Genomic DNA, 12,140 nt, shown 5'->3' with positions numbered 1-12,140 from the left:
TTCGTGTCTATTCAATCGTGCTAATTCGTGCTTCTTCTATTCGTGCTCCTTCACTTCTTTCCGAACTTCTCCACCGACTTTCTAAATTCAGGATATTTCTCTGCAGCTTGTTCAACACTCAGTCCTTCCACGGCACCTTCCCAAGCCTGGTGCAGAGCTTTTACCCCTCCTGTTGGTCCAAAAGGATGCCCCATTATTCCCCCGCCTGCCATATAAAGCAAATCGACGGTTTTGGTACGGCGGAAAGTCTCAGGCGCCTGTCCCCCCCATTGTCCTGACGATACAACTGGAAGTACAGAGAAACCTCCGAACATAGGCTTCAAACAAGCTTCAATTGATCGCACTACCGAGTCGTCAGATTCCCAGAACTTATTTTCGATCCCGTTTACGTGAATCTGATCTACCCCTGCAAGTCGCCAAAGCTTTTGATAAGCAGGAAACTCGATTCCCAGTAATGGATGTCTGTTCATCATCCCCCAACCATTTCTGTGACCGTGAATAGCCAAAGCTCCATTATCACAGATCTTCTTGGCCGCTGAGATCCCTACACTATTCAAGCTGATCATTGCACAGGTTCCTCCCGACTGGACAATCTTCTCGTAGTTGCGTTGCATCTCATCGATTTCATTGCTGATATTAAAGGCATACATTACCTTCTTTCCTGTTTTATCAGCATAATCATTAATGACTTTCATTACGGCATTCACCCTCTTGGCAAAAGGAGAGTTAGCAGATGAGGAAAGCAATTCGTCATCCTTAATAAAATCAATACCAGCCTCAGCAAGAGTTTTTACCAACTCTGCAGTTTGCTCGGGTGAAAGGCCTATACTGGGTTTTATAATAGTTCCAATCAGAGGCCTCTTATACACCTGGGTTAAACCCCGACACCCTTCTATTCCGAACTGAGGACCTTTGAAAACCTCTGCATAAGAATCAGGAAAGTCTATGTCCATCAGTTTAAGCCCTGTAAATTGAGTAATCTCATACAAGTTTCCTTGTAGGGTAGAGATCAAAACAGGAAGATTATATCCAAAATTCTCAATCGACCAGGAAACTTCAAGCATCGCCCGCTGGTACTTACCAGTCGGAGACTTTGCTCCAGGAATTGCAGGCTCTGTTACTGTTTCCAATGGTGTAATGGATTCAACCCTGGCTGCAAAGCGACTCTTTAACTCTTCAGTTTCTCCAGGCACCTCCACGAATGTTCCTGAGGATTGCTCGCCTGCAAGTACCTGAGCTGCTTTCTCCAGCTCATAGGGCGTTTCGATATAATATTTAGCTCTAATTCTTTCCATGCTTATTGAGTAAAAGGTAAAAGTTTAAAGGTCCCTGAGCAATTGAGATGGTAGGGGAATTAATCCTAACCACTTGCTTACTAGCTGTTTATCTTGAAACCGGCATCCAAACTTGCATTTCTGCATGTCCACGATTACCCCAAGCGAAATAAGGGATTAAACGGATCGGAGCGGTTTGATTAGCTGCAGATACTTCCCGGTAAAGTGTATTCTTCCATTCTCTTGGCTCAATTACTTTAGCGTTACCTACCAAACTCATCACCTCTGCATTATCAATTTTTAATGGCTGAGGCTGAAAAGAGATATTAGCAGGAACTACTAGGTTATAAAGCTTCTGACCATTTAAATCAGGGGATTCGACACAATATACCACAGGACCACGTTTTACAGCAACCCTATTTCTGCTTTCTTCTACCAGTGGATTTGCTTCAACCAGTTTAGCGTCCATCGGAAGGACTAACTGAATTTTGTCTCCCGATTTCCATTTTCTGTTTAACTCTGCATAGCTGGCAGACGTAGTTGTGATACCAGCTGGCTTACCGTTAACTAAAACCTGAGCATTATTAGCCCAACCCGGAATCCTTAAGAAAATAGAATAGGGCTTAGAAGAACTTTCATTGATGGTGAGATTTACATCGCCATTCCAAGGATAATTAGTTACCTGAGATAAACTAACTTTAGAACCATCCTTTAATTTCGTACTGATATTATTTCCACCATAAAGGTTCAACCAAATTCCTTTGTCTGAAACACTATAAGCATAATTGTTAACCTCGGCGATTGTTCGAACTACGTTTGGCGGGCAACAATTTGAGAGAGAGATATACTCTACACGGTCTTTAGACCAGCGCTGTTTGAAAGGCAGGTCATCAGAGAATTCTAGAGGATTGGTATAAAGAAATTTCTTACCGTCCAGGCTAATTCCTGAAAGTACACTATTGTATAAAGCTAGCTCCATTATATCAGCATACTTGGCATCTCCTGTCAACTGAAGCATTCTGTAGTTCCAAAGCACGTTTCCGATGTTAGCACAGGTTTCGTTATGGGCTGTTAGATTTGGAAGCTGAAAGTCGCGACCGAATGCCTGATGGATCTTCTGTACATCTTTCGGATCGTAAGATGTTCCATCAGGAGAAGTACCATCATATAAAGAACCACAGCCACCTGTAACATACATTTTATGAGAAGTTACATCATCCCACATCAGGTCAAGTGTATTTAATAATGTTTTATCACCAGTTTCTGCGTAAACATCCGCTACCCCGGCATAAAGGTAGTTAGCGCGCACTGCATGTCCCATCGCCTTTTTCTGCTCACGAAAGGGAATCCTGTCCTGGTTATCATCTGTTCCGTCATCTATCTTTCCTTTTATATCAATAAGATGCTTTGCGAGCTCCAGATATCTTGGATCTTTAGTAGTGCGATACATTTCGATAGTTCCCATGTAATGAGATGGGCAGATCGCATTTCTGGCTAAAGTTGGGGATGCCTGCTTATAAAAGTTATACAGATAGTCTGTAGCCTTCTTTGCAACATTTAACAAGTTAGTTTTTCCGGTAGCCCTGAAATGGACACATCCAGCAGTCATTAAGTGACCAATATTATAGGCTTCAAAACTTAACCTGTCCTGAAACTGATTATTGCTGCCGGTTTTACGCTGCTCGATCATGGCCTTGGTGTAGATATACCCGTCCTGCCGTTGTGATTTCGCAATCACAGCAATAGCTTTATCCATCATTTCATCCAGTTTCTTATCTTTTGTTGCTGCATACAAACTGGCCATTGCTTCAAGCGCTTTATAGTAGTCACCATCGTGGAAAGATGGTCCTTTATGAGAGCCGGTGTCTAGACCAGCGGCAATCTCAAAGTTTTTGAATGCATGACTAATGTTAGCATCATTGTAAATCCTCCACAGGTTTGGAACCATCGCCTCTTTAGCAACTCTAAAGCGATCTGCCCAGAAACCATTCGTCCAGCTCACGTCTCCCATGTTTACGCTCTGCAATTTTGCATAAGGACTTTTTGAAGTATTTACCAGGCTTTTCTCCTGGGCATTAGAATTTAAAGCTAATGCAGCAGCAAAAAGTGCAACTGTTCCTTTAGCAATTGTTCGATTAATCATCATTGGTAATCTTATTATAATTCGATCTTAAAAAACTCTTTATTTTTCTTCCAGCAATTTAACCGGCCCTAACAATCCTGCTTTTTGCAGTGGAGCCCCTTCTAAACGGTAGGGAGCCGTTGTTTTGGTTAACCGTTTAGCTTCAGGCAACCTACGGTCTCCCATTAGCCTGTTTGCCCAGGTATTGGTTACTTCTATTGTTAATTCGTTATTTCCCTTTTTCAATGCAGAAGATATATCCACCCGATAAGGAGCTGTCCAAACTACCCCACATGAAATTCCGTTCACTTTTACTTCGGCAAGGTTGGCAACTTCGCCAAGATCAAGAAATACTGGCCTTGTAACCTTGTCTGCCTTGAAATTAGTTTTATATATTGCCGTACCCGAGTAATACTTAATGAGCGTGTCTGCCGAAACTGACCAGTCTGTCAAAGTCCTAAACTCAACTGCTTTTTCTGGTCCGTAAAAATTAGGATCAAACTGCACTTTCCACGCTCCCGTAACTGCTTTCAATTCAGAATATTCTTTCCAGTTGCGACTATTTTTATTTGAAGCTGCTTTATTTCCCTCTTTAAGAATGATAAATAAGGAGGCATTTCGCTCAAGCCTTATATCAAGAGACGTACGTCCAGCCTCAGTACTGAAGTTCTCAGCTAGCCATCTTTTATTGCTAACCGCATCATAGATCTCTACCATGGCTTTTGACCCTCTAAGAGATAGATTTAATGTTCTTTCTCTGTCTTCCTGGTTAGAAATAAAATAGATTTCCTCGGCTCCGTTTTGTCTGTGCGTGTATGCTATTTTGCTGGCATAATTTCCGCTTCCTTCTGTTACAATGAAATCTCTTTCTAATCCGATCAAGGACAGCGTCTCCTGCTGGTACGGCCCCTTCAGCAATTTCCCTTTGTAATTACCATTCCAAATCTCGTCAACAACTTTTTGAAATGCAGCTTTATCCGCCTGTTGTAATCCGGGTTGTTCAAGAGGCTTTTCAATCATCAGTATTGTTGCTCCATCTTTTAAAAGTTCAAGTAGTTTACTTGCAACTTCAATACTCATGAAAGAAGAGTTGGGATTCATCGCCATCCGGCCTGGTACCACCAATAATTTATAGGTTGCTCCGCTTTCAAATACTACGCTACCATTTTTAACAACAGCGGTAGTTAACACATCCGGATTGAAAGAATCGTAAGCATAACCACGAAGCGGATTAGCCCAATTTTCAGGGTCTGCCCTATTAGCCGAATTGTTTACACCAGCAGGTAGTTGCCGCATCGGCTGACCTACATTTGCCAGCCGTTTTACTTCAGCTTCAACTACATCTTTTCCAAATAAGCCAGGAAGAACAGGGACTAACCTGTCTGGAAGTATAGACCGGCGGGGCAATTCTTCTCCTATAAAAGCAGCGATATCCGCAACAGGCTTGCCCATTTGCAACAGCTGCTGACAACGTTCTGCATATTCAACCCAGGCTTTACCTGGTTTCCACCAGGTTTGGTCGCGTTGGAAGTAAAGTCCAACCCCGTCTAGAGTCATTCCCGGCTTTCTGTCCAGCCATGGATTTTGAACAAAAACATGGTAGGAAACTTTATTTAAACCCAGGGCGTAGTTAAGGTCCTGAAGTGTTTTTAGCATTCCCGGATGTTCATTCCAGGCCATTCTTACTGTTGTAAAAGACTCTGCCCCTATGATATTTTTGCCATAAATATGTCCGCCGTTAATGGCATCAAGCATGTCGTTAGGCTTATCGTGAGTCGGACTATTTAGCCAGAACTCGCCCATAGGCATATCAACCATCTTATAATGAGCAAGGCCATCACTTACCATAATCGGAGCAACATTCTCTGTAATGAAATTAAGTCCTTTTTCTTTTACCAATGGAGCTATAGTACCATAAAACTTGTCGACAACTAATTCGGCGATAGTTTTTCTTACATCATAAAGTACTTTTTCTGATGTTTCAATATCTTCAACAGGGAGCCCTACCATTACAGGTAAATAAGGCAACAGATCATAACCCCTTCTTTTTTTGAACTCGTCTCTGAATACCGGCGACCAATTCTGACTTCCACACTCCCAGCTGTCCATAAAGAAAGTATTTAATACACGGGGAGTAAGATTTGGTCCGGCTCTCCGCACAGCTTCTCCAAACCAGTTATCAAAATGAAGCTTGATGGCCTCAGGATTAAATTTATCACATTCCAGACCTCTCGCTGCCCCACCAGTGGCATTAGTTTGACCGGTTGAAGTATGTCCAATACGTACAATTGTCCAATTACCCTTAGGGGCAGACCAATTTAAGGTCCCATCTGAATTGAGCTTGTTTGTAAGATTTATAATTTTATTCAAAGGAATGCAGAGATCTTTACTTATTTCCGCTGCTGTTGAACGTTTACTTACTCTCCAGATAGCTCCTGATTTCCCTTCATATTGGTGGATGACAGGTTCGGCAGATAATGTAAGTCCCACCAATTTCAATGATGGTTTCCATTTAGCATTCTCCATATCCTCTGACCCGGGCTCAGTGCCTTCCGGACTATAGCTGAATTTGAAGTATCTTGCTGTGGTTGGGCTGATAGAATGAGTAATATCCTGTTCGGCATCCTGCCAGCCATGCCTTGGAGGCTCGAGGCGTGTTACCGACCGGAAAGTCTTTCCATCATCACTTACTTCTATTTTAAGACGATGAGCCTGAACGTTATTACCGTCGGTATGGATAAAAACAGAACGAGCAGTGAAAGGCTTTTCAAATGCGTATTGAATTGAAACCGGTTCCGCAGAACGAAAAGCCTGTTTATTCTCTTTTTTCACAAGAAACGACGCATCTGCTCCTGAACTTGTTGTTACTTTGGGAATAACAGTCTGGCTAGATACCCCTGATCCGTCAACAGAAGGGAACGCATAAACAGCGATATCCTTGTAATAATTAACCTTTGTTTCGGGCTGAGGAAGATTAATCTTCAGAGATTTCCCGCCGGTAATGAATGTCTTGCTTGCAACTACCTTCTGCATAGATAATTCTGGCGTTATCCATGGTCCACCAGCAAGCGAAAAACCATCTCCAATATGCATACCGATCTTCAATCCCAATCGGTCTGCCTCCTTGAGAGAATGAATAACCATCTCCCACCATAGAGGACTTAGCTGATCTGCCGCCGGACTGTAAACGGGAGGTGTTGCGGCGCCTTTCACAGGCATCAAAAATGCTCCAGCTATCCCTGCTTCCTTCATAGCCTCTAAATCGGCAGTTATGCCTTCTTTAGATACCGCAGACTGAACCCAGTACCAGGCTACCCAGGTCTTCGCCGACTCGGAGTTTTGTGAGTAAGACCTAGGCTGAAAAAGCAGTATAAAAACTGCTGTAAGAACAAGAAATAGTTTTCCTTTAAAACCCATTATTTAGAAATTTCAGAGGGCTTATAGCCCTTCATTCCGAAGTATAGAATAATTACAAAACAAATAAGAGGCACGATATAACCAATTTGAATGTTATCTCCATTCATGTCGATAATGGTACCCATTGCATAAGGTAAAATAGCCCCACCGACTATGGACATAATAATCCAGGAAGAGCCAGCCTTTGTACCCTCGCCTAAATTGCTTATACCAAGTGCAAATATTGTTGGGAACATGATAGACATAAAGAAGCCTATTCCTCCCAGCGCATAAATAACATGAATACCTTCCCCTAGCATTGATACCACACAAAGAAGAATTGAAAGGATACAATAAATTGAGAGCAGATTATGTGACTTGATAAATTTAAGTAAGGCAGTACCAACAAATCGTCCTCCCATAAAAAGAGCACCATATACAGTAAGGTAGTAACCTGCTGTTTTTTCATCTACATTTGCTCCCTGTTGAGCCATGCGGATAAAAAAACTGGTTACACAAACTTGTGCTCCTACATAAAAGAACTGAGCAGCTACTGCCCATGATAAATGCTTATGTTTTAATACTTCAAAAAAGCCAGCTCTACTTTCAGTTTTTGTATCTGCTACAGCTTTAACTTCGGGCAAATGCATGAAATAAAACAACAGCGCTATTACTACAAGCACAGAACCCAGTACAATATATGGCATTTTAACTGATGCTGCTTCGGTCATGAAGTAGTTCAACCGTTCTGCATCTGGCATCGCATCAAGATCGGCTTTACTGTATTCTTTTCCGGAAAGGATAAAGGTTGTACCTATGATTGGAGCAACCATAGCGGCCAGCCCATTAAAGGAAGCTGCCAAATTTAATCGGGTTGATGCACCCGCTGGATCACCTAAAACAGCTGCATAAGGATTAGCCGCCGTTTCAAGAATGGTTAAACCGCAACCTATGATAAATAAGGCAACAAGAAAAATCTCGTAAGCCCTGGTGTTAGCTGCAGGTACAAATAAAAATGCCCCGCTGGCAAAAACCAGCAGTCCTAGAATAATACTACTCTTGTATCCCCATTTTTTTAAGATAGCTCCTGCCGGAATGGCCATGAGAAAGTAAGCAAGAAATACCGCGGTATCTACCAGTGTTGACTGACGGTTATTTAACTGGCAAGCCTTCTTTAAGTGTGGAATCAGGATAGAATCGAGGTTGTGCGCCATTCCCCAAAGGAAGAAAAGGCAGGTAACCAGGATAAAGGGCAAGATGTATTGTTTTCCCCCACCCCGGTTGGAATGTATGTTTTGCTCTGAAACAAGGGATGTTTCTTGAGGTGCAAATGCCATAATTTAAGTTTTAAAGGTTATTTTTCCGTTTAACCATTAACAAGTGATCACAAACAAGGACCACCTCTCCATGTTGATTAATGATCTCTACATGCTCGGTAACTGTTCCATACTCTGGCTTCTTCGCATCGGCTTTTTCTGATATGGTGATTTCAGAATGTATAGTATCGCCAATGTAAACTGGCTTCACAAAGCGCAGTCTGTCATAACCCTTTGACATTGCCTCTGGGTTAATTTCTGAAGCAGTAAGCCCAATTCCTATACTGAATATCATAGTCCCGTGCGCTATCCTTTGATTGAAGGGTTGTGTTTTACACCATTCCGCGTCCATATGGTGAGGGAAGAAATCCCCTGTATGTCCCGCATGAACAACGAAATCTGTTTCAGTAATGGTGCGGCCAAGAGTAACTCTTTTATCGTTTAACTGGTAATCTTCGAAAAATATAGATCTGAAAAACATGTGGTACTAAGTAAAATGAATGAGTGAGTGAATGAATGAATATTTGAATGATAGAGTACTTAATTGATTACACCAAGATCTTCTTCTTTCAATTGATCCGCTACTACAACTCCTCCCTTATCGCTCGAGATATAGGCGCTTTCTACAACAGCCATTGTTTTTATAACATCTTCTACGCTAGTATACAGAACCTCATCTGATCCTTCTTTAAATCTCATTAGATTAGACATCGTACCTATAAATGCTTCCGGGAACCACGATCCTTCTAATTCGAGTGTATTCCACTCTGGCTGCTTTCCTTCCTCGATCAAACAATATTCAAACTTGTCGGGCACTCCGTCAGGGTAGTTCATCAATAAGCCCATTTTTGCCTTGATAGCACCCTTGGTTCCTTCCCACTTGATAAAGCTTTCCTGGTTATGGGCTCCGAACTCATGATCGTGATTTGTATTGATCACCGCGTGCATAGTATCTCCGTAATCCATTATAATGGTCGACCTTGATGAGGAAAGGCTTTTAGCCGGATGCTTGAGGGTTTTTGCATAGACACTGTAAGGATCACCCAAAAAAGAACGCATCATGTCAACATAATGAATGCTGTGATACTGTATCTCTAAGCGAGGATGGACCATTACATGGGGGAATAATTCCCAGGGGGTTACAAGGGTCACTCTCACTTCCATATCATAAAGCTCCCCTATCATCCCCTGGTCTATCATATATCTTGCAGCACTTACGAAGGGTGCGTAACGAAGTTGGAAATTGATAGCGGCTACTAGTTTCTTCCTCCTACAAACCGCAAGTATTTCTTTGGCTTGCCAGAAGTAATCACCCATTGGTTTCTGTATCAAAACAGCTGCACCATCAGGCAAAGCTTCTAATGTTTCTACATACTTCTCTGGCATTATGGTAATATCGTAAACCGCGTTGGCAGGTGCGTTCGCCACTGCATCCTCAACAGAATCATATACGTTCGGTATCCCAAATTCCGCAGCTAAGTTCTCAGCACGCTGTTTAGTACGATTTGTTATTCCTAAAACCTTAAATCCTGCTTGTTTGTACGCAGGTAGGTGGGCATCTTTAACAATTCCCCCTGCCCCTATTATAATAATGGGCTGCTCCGTTGTTGGCAATAGTGGTTTATAGGGTATTTGCATGTTTTGATGGTTAGTTTCTGTAATTTGTTCCTGGGCTCTTCTTAATATTTCAGCTGATGGAATATCGGTGTTCAATGCTTTCAGCACTGCTTCATCAATAACTTCGGCAATCTGAGCCCAATTGCTTTTCTGTGGTAGTGACCTTGCTTCTTTATGAAGCATCTCTAATTTATGATAATAAGGGATCACCTTATTGATCTCCGGATCATTCCAGGTTGATAATCTGCAGCCAATTCCCCCTTCCAGGGTCAGCAACTTATCGTTCTCCTGATTAGTGGCAAAACGAATAAAATCGTAAGCTATCTTTTTATTTCGACTGCCCGAACCAATTGTATAAAGCCAATAAACATTAAGAGAAGCCGATTCACTGGTTTCGTCGTGAGGTAGTCTGGTAATGTCAACCTTACCTTTAACGGCCGACCCTTCATAAACCTCGCACATTGATGCGAAGCCAAACCAGTTTACCATCATAGCAACTTCTCCACGAGCGAAGGCCATGCCTGCTTGTACCGACTCGTAATCGAAGGCTTTAGGATGTATAGCTGACTGATCTTTAACTATCTTACGGTAAAAGTCTAATCCGGCAATAGCCTGAGGGGTGTCTAAATGAACAGAAGCATCAGGGCGTATCACCCTGCCTCCTCTTGTCCAAAGCTGAAGGCAAAAATCAAAAATGGTATTATGGCCATCAGGAAGACAGGCGAAAAGAGTTCCGTAAAGATTCTGTTCAGGACGGGTAAAGAATTGTGCTACCTGATGAAATTCCTGCCAGGTCTGTGGAACACTAAGAGGACTACCGTATTTTCCAAGATAAGCTTGTTGTTCCTTTGGATCCTCGAAAAGATCTTTCCGGTAAATAAAACACTCTGGTCCATCATGAAATGGAAGACCAGCAACATCCTCACCGAACTGTTGCAACTGCAAAAGCGAATCACTCCAGCCTTGCGGATATTCCAACGGAGGATTGTCCTTAATATAATCTTTCAGGTTCTCTATGTCTCCGTTCGTCCAGGCTTCAAAGATCCAATCTGTATTGATATGAGCAACGTCCCAATCACCTGATTTCAATCCACCACGAGCGATAGTAGCCTCATAAAGAGGATGCAGGTCCATCGGCACCAGTTCAGCTTCAAGTGTGCATCCCGAAGTATCACAAAACTTTTTCCATAACTTTTCCATCGCCGACTCAAATGGGCCGAATTTCCTTACAGCTATCCTGAACTTATTTTCCGAGCTCATACACATCCTCCCTGCCTATAAATTCTTTGATAATGGCTTCATTATCCTGTCCTAATTTAGGGGAACCTTTTGATGAATACATTCTTTCTCCATCGATACGTATCGGGCAACGCAGAGTATCATAGCTGTAGCCATCGTTCATCGTTACCTTTTGTACCATTCCCAGCACCTTAAATCCGTCATGCTCAAAAAGCTGGTTCCAGTCCATCACATCAGCACACCAAATATCGGCTGCTTCTAAAACCTTCAGCCATTCTGTTGTCGGCTTTGTTTTCAGATGATCAGCCAGAACTCCTTTTATCTCGTCTCTTTTCTCAAACGCCTCAGCTCCATCTTTATATATCGACAAAGCCTCACATTCTAAAAGTTTTGCCAGAAAAGGAATAGAACCCATCGCCAGAGCCAGGTAGCCATTTTGAGTGGAGTAAATGCCATAAGGTGCACCCAGATAAGCATTCGCATTGCTTCTTGCTGTCCGTTCAGGGTTCACGCCGCCATCATTAAGAAAGGTGGTGATAGTTTCAAACTGAAAGTCGTACGCAGATTCAAGCATGCTCACCTGGACCAAACTGCCCTCTCCTTTAATTGCTTTGCGATACAGACAAGCAAGAATACCTTGAGCCAAATGGGCACCAGCAAGCATATCAATTATCGATAGTCCCATTGGCACTGGACCATCATCAGCATTTCCGGTTAACCACGTTAATCCTGTTAATGATTGCAGTAACAGATCCTGTCCCGGTTTCCCTTTAAATAAACCTTCGCTACCGTAGCCTGAAATCTCAGCATAGATTATGTTCGGATTAATTACCTTGATGGATTTATGATCAAACCCTAGGCGCTCCATTACCCCCGGCCGGAAGTTGTGCATCACAACATCGGCCTTTTTCAACAACTCACGGATAAGTTCGGCATCTTCCGCTTTCTTTAAATCCGCGGCAAAGCTTTCCTTGTTCCTGTTAATTGCATGAAAAACGGACGAGACTCCATTCATCACCAGGTTTGATGTATATAATGTACGGCATATATCGCCAGTACCAGGACGTTCTATTTTGATCACTCTCGCGCCTAGATCGGCTAGTCGTAAGCTAGCTGATGGTCCTGAGAGGAATTGACTAAAGTCTATAACTAAATATCCTTCAAGTGGCAGCATAA

7 protein-coding genes are annotated in these 12,140 nt (G+C 42.5%); all 7 read right to left on the bottom strand.

Annotated elements, in window-relative coordinates; genetic code table 11:
* Positions 1 to 50 precede the first annotated feature (50 nt).
* The 7 genes from J4N25_RS12625 to J4N25_RS12595 all read right to left on the bottom strand — a co-directional run bounded on the left by J4N25_RS12625 (position 51) and on the right by J4N25_RS12595 (position 12,138).
* The gene (locus tag J4N25_RS12625; protein ID WP_207422569.1) at positions 51 to 1,295 is read right to left on the bottom strand and encodes a ribulose-bisphosphate carboxylase large subunit family protein; all 1,245 of its coding nucleotides are present in this window, start codon (positions 1,293 to 1,295) and stop codon (positions 51 to 53) included.
* 88 nt (positions 1,296 to 1,383) lie between these two features.
* Positions 1,384 to 3,420: an aceric acid hydrolase gene (locus tag J4N25_RS12620; protein WP_242695894.1), complete on the bottom strand. Its 2,037-nt coding sequence runs from the start codon at positions 3,418 to 3,420 to the stop codon at positions 1,384 to 1,386.
* Between the two features lie 36 nt (positions 3,421 to 3,456).
* The gene (locus J4N25_RS12615) at positions 3,457 to 6,813 is read right to left on the bottom strand and encodes a glycosyl hydrolase (protein WP_207422568.1); all 3,357 of its coding nucleotides are present in this window, start codon (positions 6,811 to 6,813) and stop codon (positions 3,457 to 3,459) included.
* Positions 6,813 to 8,129, bottom strand: coding sequence for an L-fucose:H+ symporter permease (gene fucP / locus J4N25_RS12610; RefSeq protein WP_207422567.1), 1,317 nt, complete (start codon positions 8,127 to 8,129; stop codon positions 6,813 to 6,815). Before fucP ends, J4N25_RS12615 begins: the two co-directional genes overlap by 1 nt.
* A 10-nt stretch (positions 8,130 to 8,139) precedes the next feature.
* Positions 8,140 to 8,589 (bottom strand): MaoC/PaaZ C-terminal domain-containing protein, encoded by a 450-nt coding sequence (locus J4N25_RS12605; RefSeq protein ID WP_207422566.1) that lies wholly within the window; start codon positions 8,587 to 8,589, stop codon positions 8,140 to 8,142.
* 59 nt (positions 8,590 to 8,648) lie between these two features.
* Complete coding sequence (locus J4N25_RS12600) at positions 8,649 to 10,985, bottom strand: extracellular solute-binding protein (RefSeq protein ID WP_207422565.1); 2,337 nt, start codon at positions 10,983 to 10,985, stop codon at positions 8,649 to 8,651.
* A complete protein-coding gene (locus tag J4N25_RS12595; RefSeq protein ID WP_207422564.1) occupies positions 10,969 to 12,138 on the bottom strand; it encodes a CaiB/BaiF CoA transferase family protein in 1,170 nt (389 codons plus the stop codon). The genes J4N25_RS12600 and J4N25_RS12595 overlap by 17 nt, the downstream gene beginning before the upstream one ends.
* Positions 12,139 to 12,140 lie beyond the last annotated feature (2 nt).

The organism is Desertivirga brevis, from assembly GCF_017355835.1.
Note: the sequence above shows the minus strand (reverse complement) of the source record. Positions and strands in the feature narration are given on the sequence as shown.

Bases quoted from the DNA above. Each gene is read 5' to 3' on its own strand.
- J4N25_RS12595 (WP_207422564.1), bottom strand. From the start codon at position 12,138: ATGCTGCCACTTGAAGGATATTTAGTTATAGACTTTAGTCAATTCCTC.
- fucP (WP_207422567.1), bottom strand. From the start codon at position 8,129: ATGGCATTTGCACCTCAAGAAACATCCCTTGTTTCAGAGCAAAACATA.
- J4N25_RS12600 (WP_207422565.1), bottom strand. From the start codon at position 10,985: ATGAGCTCGGAAAATAAGTTCAGGATAGCTGTAAGGAAATTCGGCCCA.
- J4N25_RS12615 (WP_207422568.1), bottom strand. From the start codon at position 6,813: ATGGGTTTTAAAGGAAAACTATTTCTTGTTCTTACAGCAGTTTTTATA.
- J4N25_RS12605 (WP_207422566.1), bottom strand. From the start codon at position 8,589: ATGTTTTTCAGATCTATATTTTTCGAAGATTACCAGTTAAACGATAAA.
- J4N25_RS12625 (WP_207422569.1), bottom strand. From the start codon at position 1,295: ATGGAAAGAATTAGAGCTAAATATTATATCGAAACGCCCTATGAGCTG.
- J4N25_RS12620 (WP_242695894.1), bottom strand. From the start codon at position 3,420: ATGATGATTAATCGAACAATTGCTAAAGGAACAGTTGCACTTTTTGCT.